The organism is Novosphingobium sediminis, from assembly GCF_007991615.1.
Classification (GTDB): domain Bacteria; phylum Pseudomonadota; class Alphaproteobacteria; order Sphingomonadales; family Sphingomonadaceae; genus Novosphingobium; species Novosphingobium sediminis.
Genome location: NZ_BJYR01000018.1, coordinates 1 through 16,326, shown reverse-complemented (window position 1 = coordinate 16,326; position 16,326 = coordinate 1). Strand labels below are relative to the sequence as shown.

The following is a 16,326-nucleotide window of genomic DNA, read 5'->3' as shown; positions in this document are numbered from 1 at the left end:
CGAGGTTTAGCCGCTTGGCGGCGTGGGCCGGAAGCTTGGATACGCATGAAGAAGGTATTGCGACCGGAGGCCGGGAAGCGAGGCGATTACGAACGGTATGCATCGGGAGTCCCTCCCAGAAGCCGATCCTGCCCGAATCTCTCACGCACTGATTCGCCGGGTCAATTCGGGCGAATACGGATGCCGTAAGCACACCAAAAAGGGCGCCCCGTTGCCAGAGCGCCCCTTAGGTTTTTCAATACCTTGCGGCGAAAATCAGGCGTCCGCAGCCTTCTTCTTGGGCGCGGCCTTCTTCTTCGGAGCAGCCGCTTCCTCGGCGGGAGCAGCGTCTTCGGCCGGAGCCTCGGCAGCCTTCTTCTTGGCCGGAGCCTTCTTCTTCGGAGCGGCAGCTTCCTCAGCCGGAGCGGCTTCCTCGGCCGGAGCTTCTTCGGCCTTGGCCTTCTTGGCAGCCTTCTTCGGCGCGGCCTTGGCAGGAGCAGCCTCAGCCGGCTTGCCGGTCTCGTCAGCTTCGATCACCGCCTGCAGTTCCTCGCGGGTCACGCTGCGCTCGGTGACATCGGCCTTGTCGAACAGGAAGTCGACGACCTTGTCCTCATAGAGCGGCGCACGCAGCTGGGCGGCGGCGAGAGCATCCGAACGGATGTAGTCGATGAAGCGCTGGCGGTCCTGCTCGCGGTACTGCTGCGCGGCCTGGCGCATCAGCATCTCCATTTCCTGCGCGGTCACCTGCACGCCGTTGGCCTGGCCGATTTCCGAGAGGAGCAGACCGAGGCGCACGCGGCGCTCAGCGATCTTGCGGTAGTCGTCTTTCTCACCCTCGATCTCGGCGAGCGCGGCAGCGGGATCTTCTTCCTTCGCTGCTTCGGTCGTCAGCTGCTGCCAGATCTGCGCGAATTCGGCTTCAACCATCGAAGGCGGAACCGCGAAATCGTGGCCGGCGGCAAGCTGATCCAGCAGCGCGCGCTTCATCGCCGTGCGGGTCAGGCCACCGTTTTCCTGCTCGATCTGGCCCTTGATGAGGCCGCGCAGCTGCTCGATGCTTTCAAGGCCGAGCGACTTGGCGAACTCGTCGTCAGCAACGAAGTCAGCCGCCTGCTTCACCGCCTTCACGGTGCAGGCAAACTGGGCGTCCTTGCCGGCGAGGTTTTCGGCCGGATAGTCGGCGGGGAACGTCACGGTGATCGTGCGTTCGTCGCCCGCCTTCACGCCGACGAGCTGTTCCTCGAAACCGGGGATGAAGCGGCCCGAGCCAAGCTCGAGCGGCTGGTCTTCAGCCGTGCCGCCATCGAAAGCAACGCCGTCGATCGAGCCGGCGAAATCGATGATGAGCTGGTCGCCATCAGCGGCAACGGTGCCTTCGGGCGCATCGTTGTAGCGCTTCTGGCCCTGCGCGATGCGGCCGACGGCTTCGTCCACCTCGGCATCGCTCACTTCGACGATCAGGCGTTCCAGCTTGATGCCGTCGATGGCAGGCGCGGTGATCTCGGGCAGCACTTCCAGCGCCACGGTGAGCTCGGCATCCTTGCCTTCCTCGTAGCCCTCGGCCAGCGAGACATCAGGCTGCGTCGCGGGGCGCAGGCCCTTTTCGGCGACAAGCTTGTCCATCGCATCGCGGATCGAGGTTTCCAGCGCCTGCTGGTGCAGCGCGGGGCCATGCATCTTGCGCACGAGGTTCGCGGGAACCTTGCCGGGGCGGAAGCCGGGCATGCGGACCTGCGGCGTGATCTTCTTGACCTCACCCTCGACAAGCGCGGCGATATCATTCGCGGCGATGGTCAGGGCGTAGGCGCGCTTGAGGCCCTCATTGCTGGTTTCGACGATCTGCATCTGTGATCCAACCTTCTTGTACGACCCCACGCTATTCATGGAGCGTCATAAATTGTTCAGGCCCCGCCATTCCGTAAATGGCAAGGTCACGCTGCCGGCTCAAGCGGGACGGTTCTGGTGCGGGCGAAGGGACTCGAACCCCCACATCTTGCGATACTGGAACCTAAATCCAGCGCGTCTACCAGTTCCGCCACGCCCGCATCCGGCGAAAAACGAGCGCCGCCCCTATCGCAGCGCCGGGCAAAGGGCAAGCCTTGCCGGAAGGGGGGCCACATCGGGCATTTGGCGCAGGCTTGCCCCTATCCGGCAAGCCGCGTGAGCAGCCCAAGCCAGGTGCTTGCCGGGGGCGGTGTCGGCGGCGCGTCCGAAGGCGTCAGACCGGCGCATTCAAGGCAGTAGACCTGCGCACCTTCGCCGCCGAGCAGGCGCGAAAGATCGCCCATGAGCTGCTGCGCGAGCGCGCCTTGCCGCTGCGCCGCGAGCGCCGCAAAATCAGTACCGGCGCCGTTCGCACCAAGCATATGCGCGGAATTGGCCTCGCTCTCGCCATCCGCCAGCTTGGCGAGAAGCGCGCTGAACGGATCGGCATCGGCACCAAGGTAGACCGGATGCCAGGTCGTCGCACCCGCTGCCTTGGCCGCCCAAGCGAGCGCCGCGTCGATCCCGCCGAATTCATCGACAAGGCCGAGTTGCCGCGCCGTGCCGCCGTCCCAGATGCGCCCTTGCGCGATTCTGTCGATGTCCGCCGGGCTCTTGTGCCGCGCCGCAGCCACGAGGCCCACGAAGCGGGCGTATCCCGAATCGATCTGCTGCTGGATCAAGGCCTCAGCCGTTGGCGAGAAACCGCCGAACACATCGGGCTCGCCCGAGAGCGGGGTCGTCTTCACCCCGTCGGTGCCCACGCCGATCTTGCCGAGCGCTTCCTCGAAGCTGGGGATGATCGCGAAGATGCCGATCGAGCCGGTGATCGTCGCAGGCTCGGCAAAGATGCGGTCCGCCGGGGTCGAGACCCAATAACCGCCGCTGGCAGCAAGACCCGCCATCGAGACGACGACCGGAATCTTCTTCGCCTTCATCCGCGCAATCGCGGCACGAATGCGCTCCGCCCCGGTCACCGATCCACCGGGCGAATCGACCCGAACCACCAGAGCGGAGTAGTCCCCGCTAGCCGAAGCCTTGTCGACCAGTGCGGCGATGCGATCACCGCCCGCCTTCCCCGGCCCCGCATCGCCATCGACGATCTCGCCCGCCACGGTCACCACCGCGATGGCCTTGCCGTCTTTGGAAGGAGTCTGGTCGGCGAGGTAGGTTTCCAGCGTGGTCCCCTTGAAATCGCCCTCGACCCCAGCCGGGTCCTTGCCGACGATCTCGGCGACGCGCTTCCCGAACGCCACCTTGTCGCCCACGCGGTCGACCAGCCCTGCCGCAACCGCCGCCTTGGCCGCATCACCGCCCGAGGCCGCAATCCACTTGACGGGATCACTTGTGACCAGCGCAAGGTCCGCCTTGGGCCGGGCCTTCTTCACATCTGCCTGCCAGGCCTCCCACAGCGCGGCATAGACCGCGCGCAGGGCCTCCTTCGATTCCGGCGAGGCGTTTTCGCGGGTGAAGGGCTCCACCGCGCTCTTGTAGGTGCCAACCTTGAAGACGTGCGCCTTGACCTTGAGCCGATCGAGCAGCGCCTTGAAATAGAGGTTGCTGCCCCCCGGCCCCGCCACGACCGCGCCGCCAAGCGGATCGACCCATGCCTCGCTGGCATGCGCCGCGATCTGCACGCCGTCGTCGGTGTAGAGCCCGGCGCGGACCAGCACCGGCTTCTTGGCCGCACGCACCTTGTCCATCGCCGCGCCGATGTGCGTCATCGCCACCTGGCTGCCGCCACCGAAGCCTTCGAGATCGAGCACGACCGCCTTGATCCGGTCATCGCCCGCCGCCGCCTCGAGCCCGCGGACGAGATCGCGCTCCTGCACCGACTTGGTGGAGCCGCCGCCCGAAAGCAGCTGAGATGGCCGCAGCCGCATGCGTTCTTCCACCACAGGCCCATCAAGCGCCAGATAGAGCGCGCCGGTCTGCACCGAACCCGGCGTCGGCCGGAGCGCGAGCAGGCCATAGAGCCCGGCGAAGAAGAGCAGGATCAGGAGCAGCACGAGGCCGTCCTTGATGGCGACGAGGATCTTCCAGACCGAGCGGGCGAACTTCATGGGGGATATCTAGGTCTCGCGGGGGAAGGATGCCAGCCGAAACACTTGAGCCGCCCCAAGAGGCGCACTAAGGGCATGGTTTCGATGACTGAATCGAACCCAGCAGGCACCAGCCGCTATCCGCAAGGCGGCCTTGCCTTCCCGCACCGCGATCTTACTGGCATTGCGCACCTCGCGCGGCACGAGATTCTCTATCTGCTCGACGAAGCGGAGCAATGGCTCGCGCTCAACCGTCAGCGCCACAAGCGGGCCGAAGTGCTCTCGGGCCTCACCATCATCAACGCCTTCTTCGAGAACTCCACCCGCACGCTGCTCTCGTTCGAGATCGCGGGGAAACGCCTTGGCGCGGACGTCGTCAACATGCACGCCGCCACCAGCAGCGTGAAGAAGGGCGAGACGCTGATCGACACGGCCATGACGCTCAACGCCATGCGGGCAGACGCCATCGTGATCCGACATGCCAGCTCCGGCGCGGTGCAGTTGATTGCCGACAAGGTCGATTGCCCGGTCCTCAACGCGGGCGACGGCAGCCACGAGCATCCGACGCAGGCGCTGCTCGATGCGCTCACCATCCGCCATGCGCTTGGCCTCGCGCCGGGGAGCGATCTCAACGGCCTCAAGGTCACGATCTGCGGCGATATCCTGCACAGCCGCGTCGCGCGGTCGAACATCCTCTCGCTCACCGCGCTGGGCGCCGACGTCACGGTCTGCGCGCCGCCCGCGCTCATGCCCGCCGAGATCGAAGCGATGGGCGTGCGCGTCAGCCATGATTTCGACGCTGCGCTCGAAGGCGCGGATGTGGTGATGATGCTGCGCCTCCAGCTGGAGCGCATGTCGGGCCAGTTCATCCCCTCCCCGCGCGAATACCGCCATCTCTACGGCCTCACGCTCGAACGCTTCGGCAAGCTGCCGCCGAACGTCCTCGTTATGCATCCGGGGCCGATGAACCGGGGGATCGAGATCGATAGCCAGGTCGCCGATCACCCGACGCGGAGCCTGATCACGCGGCAGGTGGAAAGCGGCGTCGCCATCCGCATGGCCTGCCTTGATGTGCTGACACGGCGCGCAAGGGGCGTACCCGGCTGGGCTGCTACTGAAGGAGCCGCGGCATGACCCCCCGTCCGCTCACGATCACCGGCGGCAAGCTTGTCCTCCCCACCGGCGCACCGCAGCCGGGTGCGCTGCGCGTCGCCGAAGGGCGCATCGTCGCGCTTGGCGATGTCAGCCCCGAGCCGGGCGACGAAGTGCTCAACGCCAAGGGAGCGCTCGTCACCCCCGGCCTCGTCGATCTCGGCGTCTTCGCCATCGACAAGCCAGCGTTCCACTTCGGCGGGATCACCCGTGCCGCGCTGATGCCCGATCAGGGGCCGCCGCTCGATCACCCCGCGCGCGTCCGTTTCGCCGCGCAATCGGGCAAGCCCGACATGTGGGTCCACCCGCTCGGCGCTGCCACGCGCGGGCTTGAGGGCACCGAGCTCGCCGAGATTGCGCTGATGCGCGATGCGGGCGCGAAGGCGGTTGCCACCGGGCGCCGCTGGATCGGCGATTCGGGCGTGATGCTGCGCCTGATGAGCTATTGCGCGATGCTCGGCCTCGTCCTCGTTACCCATGCCGAGGACGCGGGGATCGCAGGCCATGCCGTCGCCACCGCAGGCGAGATGGCGACGCGGCTGGGCCTTCCGTCCGCGCCTGCCGAAGCGGAAGCGCTCGCCGTCGCGCGCGATCTTGCGCTGGCCGAACTGACCGGCTGCCACCTCCATTTCCGGCAAGTGACCACCGCGGCAGCGCTCGACCTCGTCCGCAGCGCCAAGGCCCGCGGAGTGAAAGTGACGGCGGGCGTAACCCCGGCGCACTTCATGCTGTCCGATCTGGAACTGGCGAATTTCCGCACGTTCTGCCGGCTCTCACCCCCGTTGCGCAGCGATGCGGACAGGCAGGCGGTGATCGCCGCGATTGCCGATGGCACGATCGACGTGATCGCCTCGGGCCACGATCCGCGCGGCGCGGAAGACAAGCGCCTGCCCTTCGCTGATGCCGAACCGGGCATGGCGGGCGCCGAAACGCTGCTGCCATTGACGCTGACACTGGTGCGCGATGGCCAGATCGATCTCGCGCGCGCGTTCACCCTGCTGGCGGGCAACCCGGCCGCGCTGCTCGGCGTCAAGGCGGGGCGGCTCGAAGTGGGCCTCGAAGCCGATCTCGCGCTGGTCGAGCCGGAACGCCCGTGGATCGTCGATCGCAGCAAGATGGCGGCGACCGCCGGCAACACGCCGTTCGATCGCCGCCCGGTCGAAGGCCGCGTCACCGCATTGTTCAAGGGCGGCAATCGCATCGCCTGAAACGAAACCGGCCCGCGTCCCCTTCCAGGGAGCGGGCCGGCTGCAATCGGATTTCGTTGAAGCTCAGCGCTGCGCCATGCGCGTCGGGGTCGGCCGACCCTGCGGCGAAACCATCGCGGGCTCCGCCATCACGAGGCACACGCCGCCCTTGGCCTTGACCGACTGGCACATCTGCCGTGCCGAAGCGAAGCCGTTGAAGCCGACAGCCTGAACGCGCCAGAACGGACGGCCGTTCACCGAAACCTGCGTGATCTGGCTGCGAGTGCCGGCAAGGCTGCGATTGCGCGCTGTGAAGTGCCGCCAGGCGCGCTGGGCGCCCTCTTGCGAGGAGAACGAGCCGAGCTGGACGACATGGTCGCCGCGCACGGCAGCCGGGGCCGAGGCCTGGATCGTGCGCGCGGCGCGAACCGGCTGCACCACGGCATGCGAAACCATTCCCTGCGCAGGTGCGTAAACTGGCGCGGCGGCGGGCTCCGCAACGGCGGAAGGTGCCACGTCGATCGCAGCGATCTTGGCGGAAACGGGCGCGCTCGAAGCATCAGCGAGCACCGGCTGCGGAGCGGCTGCATCGACCGGTGCGGCGGGCATTGCAGTTGCGGCAGCCTTGGCAAGCTCAGCCGCATCGCCACTAGCCGCCTGCTGCGTTGCCGACATCGCTACGGCTTCTTCTGCAAGTTGCTGCGGAGCGGGGAAGTTCGCGAGCGCCAGCGCCGTCGGCTGGCCGCCATCGACGTTGGCCGGAGCACCGAGCAAGGTCGCCACGCGGCGACGGGTGTCTTCCGGACGCGCCATGAATGCCCAGGTCTGCAGGCGTTCGCCGAGCTTGTCCGCCGGCACATCCTGCTGCGCCATCAGCTTGGCTTCGCTCCAGCTGCCATCGAGCGCATAGGCATAGGCAAGGTTCTGGCGCACCTTGGGGGTGTTTTCACCGTTGCGGAGGGCATCGGTCAGTGCGGCGATGCCGGTCTGGGTCTGCCCGGCCATCGCCATGGCGAGACCGTAGTCGGAGGCCGGAATGCTGTCGCGATAGGTGTTGAGCGTATCGACCGCGTCGGTGCCGCGGCCCAGCGCGATATCGGCAAGAGCGAGGCTCAGTGCAGCCTTGCCGCTGTCTTCACCCAGTTGCATTGCCTCGTCGAACGCCTGATGCGCGGCTTCGAAGCGGCCTGCGCGCAGATAGGCCGAGCCCAGCAGCGTGCGATAAGACGCCGTACGCGGGCTGGCGAGCACCGCCTGCTCTGCCAGCGCGACGGCCTTTTCTAGGCTGCCCTTGCCAAGCGCGGTCTCGGCGCTGGAAGCGAACTTCGCGTGGTTCGGCCCGCCTGCGGCGCAACCGGTGAGAAGACCGGCCGCAAGCGCGGTGGTCACGCAGATCCGGGCAAGTCGAAGCGAATGGGGCCGCATTGCGGCCTTCCGGTCATTCTTGCTGTCTTGTGCGATGGTCATGGCGTGAAGTCCCGGTTGGAAGGCGTCATCAGTTGCGGAGGGCGCGGCGAGCGAGGTCATCGAGACCGGGCTTCGCTTCGAGGTAACGGTCGAGTGCTTCGATCACGAGTGCTTGCGCACTACGATTATCGAGCGTGCAGGCGAGGCGCAGGCGCAGATGGCGCGCAGCATCAAGGCGCAGCGTGAAGGCAGCCTTGCGCCCTTCCTTGAGCGCGGTGCCGCGTTCGCGGCGGTTCAGCGACGCAGCCGGACCAGGCACCTTGAGCACATCGGCGAGCGCTTCGATCTGGCGCAGAACTTCGGGCTGGGAGGGCTCTGGCAGCGGGTCGGCCGCAAGGGCAACAACATCGGCGACGGGCGCGGCGGGCGCCGCATCCTCACCATGATCGTTCCAGCCAAGATCGTCGGCATCGAACTGGGGTTCCGCGCCGGGATTCGCTGCGCCAAAGCCCATCCACTGGCGGTCTTCGGCAGTCAGGGGCAGAAGCTGCGGGCGCATCGCAGGGCGCGCCGCACCCTTGCGGGCGAGCAGGCTCGGGCTGAGAGAGGCGAAGGGCTTGGGTTCGCTCATGCTGCGGCGTCCTTCGCTCACGAACCGATCACGCGGCGGCCGAAGCCACCGGCGCCGCGGGGTGCACCGGGCATGGTCGAAAGGGGATGGCCGGGCTGCGGCACCGCGAACACGGTGCGGCGGAAGTTCTTCTCGAGCCGCTCCGAGACATAAGTCCACAGCGCCGCGACTTCGGCAGCGGACTTGCTGGAGGCATCGACTTCCATGACGGTACGGCCATCGATCATCGAGGCCGCGAAATCGGTGCGGTGGTGCAGCGTGATCGGCGCAACCGTGCCGTGCTGCGAAAGCGCGACGGCGGCTTCCGAGGTAATGCGCGCCTTCGGAGTCGCACCGTTGACCACGAAGATCAGCGGCTTGCCCGCGCGTTCGCACAGATCGACGGTGGCGCCCACGGCGCGCAGATCGTGCGGGCTGGGGCGGGTCGGCACAACGATCAGTTCGGCGACCGAAATCACCGACTGGATCGCCATGGTGATCGCGGGCGGCGTATCGATTACCGCCAGCTTGAAGCCCTGCTGGCGCAGGACGGCAAGATCGCTGGCGAGGCGGGCGACTGTCGTCTGCGCAAAGGCGGGGTATTCCGCTTCGCGCTCGTTCCACCAATCAGACAGCGAGCCCTGCGGATCGATGTCGATCAGGACGACCGGGCCAGCCCCTGCGCGCTGCGCCTGAACGGCAAGGTGACCGGACAAGGTCGTCTTTCCGGACCCTCCCTTCTGCGATGCCAAAGCCAATACGCGCAAAGTAACCCCCCTATGGGCAAGACGAAAAATGAATTGGTCTCTCGCTGGGGGATCGCAGAAGACCCTCAAATTTTGGTTAACATCGGCCCGTTCGGTACAGGTGATTCTGCGCAATCTGGTCTTCGGAGGCGTTTCAAGCATCTGTCTTTCAAGTATTAACCATATAAGCTAATTTACAGAGATCGGATTGCGCGCCTAAGTGAAGCGTGGTTGCACTTGCAGACCGCAGTGCAGCACGGCATCGTTAACCCTGCTTTTCAGGCACTAGGCTTTTGGGGAGATTCGACCGGATATGCGCGGATTTGTTCTCCTGACGGCGGTCTCGCTGGGTTTTTCGGGCCTCGCCGGAACCGCTTTCTCGCAAGAACAGCCCAAGACTTTGCCCGCACCGCCCGATGCGGTGACGGCCGCTGCAGTGCGGGCCGGGGTCGATGCCTGGTCGGCGGGCAACTTTGAAGCCGCAGTCAAGGCGTGGCAGGGCCCGGCTGCCAAGGGCGATGCCGATGCGCTGTTCAACCTCGGCCAGGCCTACAAACTTGGCCGGGGTGTCCCCAAGGATCTGACAAGGGCCGAAGCCTACTATGGCAAGGCCGCGCGCCTCGGCCATATCTCTGCGGCGGACAACTACGGCATCCTGCTATTCCAGACAGACCGCCAGCAAGCCGCGATGCCATGGCTGCAATCCGCTGCCGATCGGGGTGAGCCGCGCGCGATGTATGTGCTGGGTATCGCATCCTACAACGGCGATTTTGCGCCGAAGGATTGGGTCCGGGCCTATGCGCTGATTACCCGCGCCGCCGCCGCCGGCCTGCCGCAGGCGACCGCCAGCCTTGCCACGATGAACCAGACGATCCCGCTGGCGCAGCGCCAGATGGGCGTTAGTCTTGCCAGCGATCTCGATCAGAAAGCGGCTGACGCGCGCGGTCGGGAGCTTGCTGCGGCAGACCTCGGCGGCGCAGTGCCGGGTTCCTCCGCGCCGTCGCCCAAGGCCCCGCCCGGCGCGATCGAGAAAGTCGATATCCCGCCATCCACGCCGCCCGCACCGGTGGCGACCTACCTGCCGCCACCGATGGAACCCGCCGCCGCGCCGAAGCCGGTGCCAGCCAGACCTGCGCCGCCAAAGCCGGCACAGCCAAAGCCAGTGGCACCCAAGCCCGCGCCGGTACCAGCGCCTGCACCGGCATCCAGTGGCGGCGCCTATCGGATCCAGCTCGGTGCGTTCGGGGTGAAAGCCAATGCCGATGCGCTGTGGGCGCGCGTACGCACCCGGCCTGAAATCGCCGGCCATGCCCGGCAGGACCTGCCCGGCACGGTGACGCGCCTGCTTGCCACCGGCTTTTCGCAGGACAGCGCCGAACGCGCCTGCGCCGCGCTCAAGGGAGCGGGGCTCGCCTGCCTCGTGGTGGCGCCCTAGCCTCTGATGAGCAGCCCCATGCCGGAGCGGATCGGCGCGCTTGATTTCGTGCGCGGGGTGGCCGTGCTCGGCATCCTTGCGATCAACGTAACCGGCTTCTGGGGACCGCTGCTCGCCACTTTCAGCCCCGCCATGCCTCGGCTTGAGCCGGGCGGCGCGGTCTGGTTCGTGATCGCCTACCTGCTGTTCGAAGGCAAGATGCGCGGCCTGTTCACGCTGCTGTTCGGGGCGAGCATGATGCTGTTCGCCGATGCTGCCGAGCGGCGCGGCGCCAATCCCGATCTCATGCAAGTGCGCCGTCTGCTGCTGCTGATGGCTTTCGGCTATGCCCACTATGCGCTGCTATGGTGGGGAGATATTCTCCTGCCCTATGCGGCCTGCGGGGTGCTCGCGTTCAGTCTGCGCCGCCTGGCACCCGAACCGCTGGCAGCCGCCGCCCTGCTGCTGTTTCTCGTCAGTCACGGGCTCGAGATCATTGGCGATCTGGGCTCCATCGCTACCGAAGCCCGCGTGCTTGCGGGCCACGGCGCACCTGCCGAAGCCGCCGAGCAGACCGCGATGATGGGCCGCATCGCCGCGTCGATCACCGCAGACATGCGGGTCCTGCACGCCCCCTTTCTCGAAGCCGTCCGCCTTCGCCTCACCACTGCCCCGCTCCTCCCGCTCGCCAATCTCGGCGCGACCTTCTTCGAAACGTTTCCGCTCATGCTGCTTGGCATGGCGCTGCTGCGGATGGGGCTCTTCACCGGCGAGTGGGAGGACAGCAGCCTTCGCCGCATGGCCCTTTTCGGCATCGGCGCTGGCGGCACGATGAGCGCAGGGCTGATCGGCTGGGCGGCGCTGCATCAGTTTCCGCCGGCGGCGATGTTCGCCCTGATGGGCTCGCTCGCCGCGATCCCGCATCTGGCGATGACGCTGGGCTACCTCGCCGCACTGCTCCTCCTATATCCGCGCCTCAGAGACACGTCCGCAGGGCAGCGCCTCGTCGCGGCGGGACGCTGCGCCTTCACCAACTACCTCGGCACCACCTTCGTGATGAGCGCGCTCTTTGCAGGCTGGGGCCTCGGCCTTGGCGGCGTCATGCCGCGCGGCGCACTGCCGCTGGTGGTGCTCGCCGGATGGAGCCTGATGCTCGCATGGCCTCGGTGGTGGCTGGCGCGCTTCGGGCAGGGTCCGCTGGAAGCCTTCTGGCGCCGCCTCACATGGCTTGGGGTTCGTCGCTCACCGCTTCCACCTGCGGCTGGTGCGGCTTAAGGATCAGCACGCCGTCCTCTACCCGCCAGCCCTTGAGCCGGGTGAGGAAGTTCATGCCGAGCACATTGGTCCCGCCTTCTGCCGGCAGGACGATCGCATCGAGATCGCGCGCCACCACCGAACCGAACCGCAGTTCATCGATCCGCGCCGGCGCCGCCGTCACGCTGCCGTTGGCGGTTTCGACCGTCGCTTCGGGACGCAAGGTGTCAGGCTCAACCCCCGACGCCTGGGCAACATCGCCCGAGAGCGCCGTCACCGTCGCGCCGGTATCAACCATCAGTCGCAGCGGCACGCCGTTGAGCTTCGCCTTGATCCAGTAGTGCCCGTCCGCCGAAAGCGGGATGCGCGTCTCTCCGCCCGAGACGGTCTGCGCCGGGCCGCCGATGCTGTGCAGCGCTGCATCGAACTCAGGGTCCATCCGCACGAAGCGCATGACCGCCAGCGCGAAGACTGCAAGCATCAGCAGGTTGCCGGCAGACCGCACCGCGCCGCCGAACCGCCCGCCGCGATTTGCCAAAGCCCCTCCGATCGCCACCAGCACCAGCGCAGCACACGTCGCGGCAAACAGCGGGGAAAGGTGCCCCAGCCACGGCGCTCCGCTTTCCAGCCATGTGTAAATGTGCGTCATCGAAGCCATTGTGGCAGGCCATACCTTTCGCGGCGCTGAAAGCCACCCCGCTCCAAACCCTGCGCCTCAGACCATCATCACCGCCAGCGCGATGACGAAACCGGGGTCATCATGCGCCATATACCGAGCACCAATTCCAGCGCGGCTTAACCATGAGTGTTAAGGGCCGGAACACGCGGCGTCCCTAGGCGGGACGGGCTTGCAAACAGGCTCGCGCGCAATCGCGTTTACGCTATTCTGTAAGCGAAAGGAGCGTCCAGAATCGCCATGTCCGGCCTGAAGTCCCCCCTCGAACTTCTCCGCTCCCGCTGGGTCAGCGCGCCGCTGGGCTTCGTCGCCATGTCGCTCGCCTCGCTGCTCGCGTTCAATGTCGGCAAGGATGTGGCGCAGGTGCTGTTCGGCGGGTCGCAGGCCGAAGCCCATGTCGCGCCCGCTCCCGCGCCGCTGGCAAAGCCGCTCGCCGTCACGCCTGCCGCCGTATCTGCGAACAGCCCGTTCGTCGTGAAGTCGATCCTCAAGATCAACGAACCCATCAAGTTTGGCCAGTATTTCTGGGACGAAAGCGCGGCCACCGCCGGCCCCATCGTCGTGACGGTCGATCTCGAGGCGCGCACTATCTCGGTCTTCCGCGACGGGCACGAGATCGGCGCCGCGGCGATCCTCAAGGGCTATGGCAACAAGCCTACGCCCACCGGCGTCTTCCCGATCACCCAGAAGGACGCCGACCACGTCTCCTCGATCTACGAAGCGCCGATGCCTTGGATGATGCGCCTGACGAACGATGGCGTCTCGATCCACGGCAGCAAGGTGGAGCGCGGCTATGCCACCAACGGCTGCATCGGCGTACCCGACGGCTTCGCCAAGCGCCTGTTCGGCGTCGCCAGCCTGGGTGACAAGGTGATCATCACCGATGGCAAGCGCCTCGGCGTGGGCCAGCCGATCATCGAGAACGCAGCCCCGGCGCCGACCGGCAGCACGGTTCTCGCGAAGCAGGATTGATCCAGGTCCTTTTTTTGCCTGTTCCGGCAGTGCCATGTGGCGCATGAACAAGGCGAGGAGAGGACATGATACGCCCCCACGATGAACGCCACCTCGTCAGCCGGATCGGCTGGTTGCGCGCCGCGGTGCTCGGCGCGAACGACGGGATCGTCTCTACCGCCAGCCTGATCCTCGGCGTCGCCGCCTCTGGCGCAGAGCGACAGGCGCTGCTGGTTGCCGGCGCTGCGGGGCTGGTGGCGGGCGCGATGTCGATGGCCGCGGGTGAATATGTCTCGGTTTCCAGCCAGGCCGATACCGAAGCGGCGGACCTCGCCCGCGAACGCGCCGAGCTCGCGGCCGATCCGGTTCACGAACACGCCGAACTCGCCGCGATCTACGAGGAGCGCGGCGTTGATGCCGTCACCGCCAAGGAAGTCGCCCGCCAGATGATGGCAAAGGACGCGCTTGGCGCCCATGCGCGCGACGAACTCCACCTTAATGACACGACCGCTGCACAGCCCGTGCTGGCCGCGATGGCCTCGGCGCTGATGTTCACCGGCGGCGCGTTCCTGCCGCTGCTCCTTGCCGCGATCCTGCCGATGGGATTGATGGTCACCGGCACGGCCGCAGGCTCGATCCTGTTCCTCGCCCTGCTCGGCGCGCTGGGTGCCCGTGCTGGCGGCGCGGCGATGGGAAAGCCCGTGCTGCGCGTTGTCGTCTGGGGGGCGCTCGCGATGGCCGCCACCGCCGGGATCGGCCGCTTGGTGGGGACCGCCGTCTAGGTGCCAGGAACGCTGGACATTGCCGGGTTCGCCGCAGCTGTCCTGCTGATCGAGCTGACGCCGGGGCCCAACATGGCGTGGCTGGCAGGCCTTGCCGCGACCGAAGGCAGGCGCAGCGGCCTTTCCGCCGTCGCCGGGATCGCGCTGGGCCTCCTCGCCAATGGCGCGCTGGCGGCGCTGGGTCTTGCCACCTTGCTCACCGCCATGCCCGCGCTGCTCCACGGTCTGCGGATTGCGGGTGCTGCGATGATGGTCTGGCTCGCCATCGAGGCATGGCGCGGCGCGGAGAAGACTCTGCCGCCAACCGCTGCACGCCGCGCTTTCGCCACCGGCGCGCTGCTCAATCTGCTGAACCCGAAGGCCTACCTGTTCTTCGTGGTCGTCGCGCCGGAGTTTCTCGGCGGGCGGACTTTAGGCCTCACCGAAGCACTCACCCTCGCCGTAGTCAGCACTACCATCGCGACCCTAATCCACCTCGCCATCGTGCTGGCGGGCAGCCACGCGCAGGCCTGGCTGATGGACGAACGGCGCACCCGCTGGGTGCGCCGTGGGTTTGCGGTGGTGATGCTGGGCGTCGCCGTCTCGTTCCTCGCGATCAAGACCGGCTAGAACCCGGACGCCCCCAACCCCGCTCATGCTGAGCTTGGCGAAGCATCAACCACACACCCCATTTCGTCACCCCGTGCTTGACACGGGGTTCGGCTTTTCTTCCAGCGCAGCGCCGCAAAGATAAGCCCAGGCCCGTGTCAAGCACGGGCCGACGGAGTGGTGGAGGGGAAGTCAGCGCATCAACGCGGCGCCATGCGGATGCCGCCATCCAGCCGGATCGCCTGCGCGTTGAAGTAGGAATTGCGCACCAGTTCCATCGCAAGGCTGGCAAATTCTTCCGGCAGCCCCAGCCGCTTGGGGAACGGCACCGAGGCATTCAGCCCCGCGCGCACCTTCTCCGGCACGCGGCCCAGCAGCGGCGTATCGAAGATGCCCGGCAGGATCGCATTCACGCGGATGCCAAGGTCCATCAGATCGCGCGCCATCGGCAGCACGAGGCCGACCACGCCCGCCTTGAGCGAGCCATAAGCCACCTGCCCGATCTGCGCATCCTGCGCCGCGACCGAACCCGTCAGGATGATCGTCCCGCGCTCGCCGTCGCCTTCGAGCGGCTCGGCATGGGCCATGCCCAGCGCCGAAAGGCTCGCCACGCGGTAGCTGGCGATCAGCACGCCGTTCGCGGCGAAGGCATAGTCCTCGGTCGAAAGCCGGGTGAACTCGCCCGTCTCCTTGTTGCGGCCCACGGTCTTGCCCTTGCGGTGGACCACCGCGCAGTGGACGGTGATCCGCTCCTGCCCATTGGCGGCACGCGCCTTGGCAAAGCCCTCGACCACCGATTCCTCGCTGGTGATGTCGACATGGCAGAACAGCCCGCCAATCGCCTTGGCGACTTCCTCGCCCGCCTCTTCATTCACATCGAAAATCGCAACCTTCGCTCCCGCCGCCGCAAGCGCATAAGCGGTCGCCCGCCCCAGACCCGAAGCCGCGCCGGTCACCACGGCCGCCATACCCTGTTCGATCTTCATGGCATCTCTCCTTTAACCGAATGATTAAAGCGCAAGGGAGCAACTCGCAAGCCACGCGGCACAGACAAATTGGTAGGGTATCTTGCGGCATCAGATACGGTGTATTGAACGACACAAATCCGCTTTGATCCGGCGCATCGCCCAGCTTCCTTTTTGAAAATCAGTGAAAATTGGATAAGATTGTAAAAATCTGCAGAAAGAGAAGAAAAATGCTTATACATTACTGTAATTTGTCATTAAAATTCTTTATTATATTTTTTATAAGCACGATATCATCGCAATGTCTTGCCGCTGATATTGAAGTTCTCGATGAGAAAATTCAAGGACGCCCAATAATATTGGTGATAGGTCAGGTTAAAAAAGGGGATGATGCGAAATTTTCGCAAACCACATCGCTAACCAAAGACGCAATTGTCGTTTTTGACCACGTCACGACCCCAGATTCTAAAGAAGATGTTCAGGCCTCAATGGAGGTCGGCTCATTGATATATTTAAAAAAATTTGATACCGCTATTGTTTACTCACAAAATTGCTCTTCAACTTGCTCCTTAATGTGGTTAGCTGGT

15 protein-coding genes and 1 tRNA gene are annotated in these 16,326 nt (G+C 66.1%); 8 read left to right on the top strand and 8 right to left on the bottom strand.

Features of this window, described 5'->3' with window-relative positions:
• Window positions 1-255: 255 nt before the first annotated feature.
• The 3 genes from tig to sppA form a co-directional block, all read right to left on the bottom strand.
• A complete protein-coding gene (gene tig / locus NSE01_RS13330) occupies window positions 256-1,827 on the bottom strand; it encodes a trigger factor (protein ID WP_147160137.1) in 1,572 nt (523 codons plus the stop codon).
• Between the two features lie 115 nt (window positions 1,828-1,942).
• Window positions 1,943-2,027: transfer RNA gene (locus NSE01_RS13325), tRNA-Leu, on the bottom strand.
• A 99-nt stretch (window positions 2,028-2,126) separates the two neighbouring features.
• Window positions 2,127-4,028: a signal peptide peptidase SppA gene (sppA, locus tag NSE01_RS13320; RefSeq protein ID WP_147160136.1), complete on the bottom strand. Its 1,902-nt coding sequence runs from the start codon at window positions 4,026-4,028 to the stop codon at window positions 2,127-2,129.
• An 84-nt stretch (window positions 4,029-4,112) separates the two neighbouring features.
• On the opposite strand from sppA, the gene NSE01_RS13315 reads away from it, so the two are divergent.
• Together NSE01_RS13315 and NSE01_RS13310 are read left to right on the top strand one after the other, a co-directional pair.
• The gene (locus tag NSE01_RS13315) at window positions 4,113-5,141 is read left to right on the top strand and encodes an aspartate carbamoyltransferase catalytic subunit (protein WP_147160135.1); all 1,029 of its coding nucleotides are present in this window, start codon (window positions 4,113-4,115) and stop codon (window positions 5,139-5,141) included.
• Complete coding sequence (locus NSE01_RS13310) at window positions 5,138-6,367, top strand: dihydroorotase (RefSeq protein ID WP_147160134.1); 1,230 nt, start codon at window positions 5,138-5,140, stop codon at window positions 6,365-6,367. Before NSE01_RS13315 ends, NSE01_RS13310 begins: the two co-directional genes overlap by 4 nt.
• A gap of 63 nt (window positions 6,368-6,430) precedes the next feature.
• On the opposite strand, the gene NSE01_RS13305 is transcribed toward NSE01_RS13310, so the two are convergent.
• The 3 genes from NSE01_RS13305 to NSE01_RS13295 are packed head-to-tail and all read right to left on the bottom strand — an operon-like array spanning window position 6,431 to window position 9,130.
• The gene (locus tag NSE01_RS13305; protein ID WP_170233841.1) at window positions 6,431-7,813 is read right to left on the bottom strand and encodes an SPOR domain-containing protein; all 1,383 of its coding nucleotides are present in this window, start codon (window positions 7,811-7,813) and stop codon (window positions 6,431-6,433) included.
• A 28-nt stretch (window positions 7,814-7,841) separates the two neighbouring features.
• On the bottom strand, window positions 7,842-8,384 hold the full coding sequence (locus NSE01_RS13300; protein ID WP_147160132.1) for a hypothetical protein: 543 nt from the start codon (window positions 8,382-8,384) through the stop codon (window positions 7,842-7,844).
• Between the two features lie 17 nt (window positions 8,385-8,401).
• Window positions 8,402-9,130, bottom strand: a complete 729-nt coding sequence (locus NSE01_RS13295) for an AAA family ATPase (RefSeq protein WP_147160131.1) — start codon at window positions 9,128-9,130, stop codon at window positions 8,402-8,404.
• A gap of 292 nt (window positions 9,131-9,422) precedes the next feature.
• Here NSE01_RS13295 and NSE01_RS13290 point away from each other — a divergent pair, with 292 nt between their 5' ends.
• Both NSE01_RS13290 and NSE01_RS13285 read left to right on the top strand, forming a co-directional pair.
• On the top strand, window positions 9,423-10,544 hold the full coding sequence (locus NSE01_RS13290) for an SPOR domain-containing protein (RefSeq protein ID WP_147160130.1): 1,122 nt from the start codon (window positions 9,423-9,425) through the stop codon (window positions 10,542-10,544).
• Between the two features lie 6 nt (window positions 10,545-10,550).
• Window positions 10,551-11,798 carry a DUF418 domain-containing protein gene (locus NSE01_RS13285; RefSeq protein WP_246135207.1) on the top strand — a complete coding sequence of 416 codons (1,248 nt, stop codon included), beginning with the start codon at window positions 10,551-10,553 and terminating at the stop codon, window positions 11,796-11,798.
• Here the strand turns inward: NSE01_RS13285 and NSE01_RS13280 are convergent.
• Window positions 11,743-12,426 (bottom strand): retropepsin-like aspartic protease family protein, encoded by a 684-nt coding sequence (locus NSE01_RS13280; RefSeq protein WP_170233840.1) that lies wholly within the window; start codon window positions 12,424-12,426, stop codon window positions 11,743-11,745. The two genes, NSE01_RS13285 and NSE01_RS13280, sit on opposite strands and share 56 nt — an antisense overlap.
• Before the next feature lie 267 nt (window positions 12,427-12,693).
• Here NSE01_RS13280 and NSE01_RS13275 point away from each other — a divergent pair, with 267 nt between their 5' ends.
• The 3 genes from NSE01_RS13275 to NSE01_RS13265 all read left to right on the top strand — a co-directional run bounded on the left by NSE01_RS13275 (window position 12,694) and on the right by NSE01_RS13265 (window position 14,795).
• Window positions 12,694-13,425 carry a L,D-transpeptidase family protein gene (locus NSE01_RS13275; protein WP_147160128.1) on the top strand — a complete coding sequence of 244 codons (732 nt, stop codon included), beginning with the start codon at window positions 12,694-12,696 and terminating at the stop codon, window positions 13,423-13,425.
• Window positions 13,426-13,490: 65 nt separating this feature from the next.
• On the top strand, window positions 13,491-14,186 hold the full coding sequence (locus tag NSE01_RS13270; protein WP_147160127.1) for a VIT1/CCC1 transporter family protein: 696 nt from the start codon (window positions 13,491-13,493) through the stop codon (window positions 14,184-14,186).
• Window positions 14,187-14,795, top strand: coding sequence for a LysE family translocator (locus tag NSE01_RS13265; protein WP_246135206.1), 609 nt, complete (start codon window positions 14,187-14,189; stop codon window positions 14,793-14,795).
• A gap of 179 nt (window positions 14,796-14,974) precedes the next feature.
• Here the strand turns inward: NSE01_RS13265 and NSE01_RS13260 are convergent, their stop codons facing one another.
• On the bottom strand, window positions 14,975-15,760 hold the full coding sequence (locus NSE01_RS13260) for an SDR family oxidoreductase (RefSeq protein ID WP_147160126.1): 786 nt from the start codon (window positions 15,758-15,760) through the stop codon (window positions 14,975-14,977).
• 209 nt (window positions 15,761-15,969) lie between these two features.
• Between NSE01_RS13260 and NSE01_RS13255 the strand changes: the two genes are divergently transcribed.
• Window positions 15,970-16,326, top strand: a 357-nt coding sequence (locus NSE01_RS13255) for a hypothetical protein (protein WP_147160125.1), incomplete at its 3' end; no start/stop codon positions are given.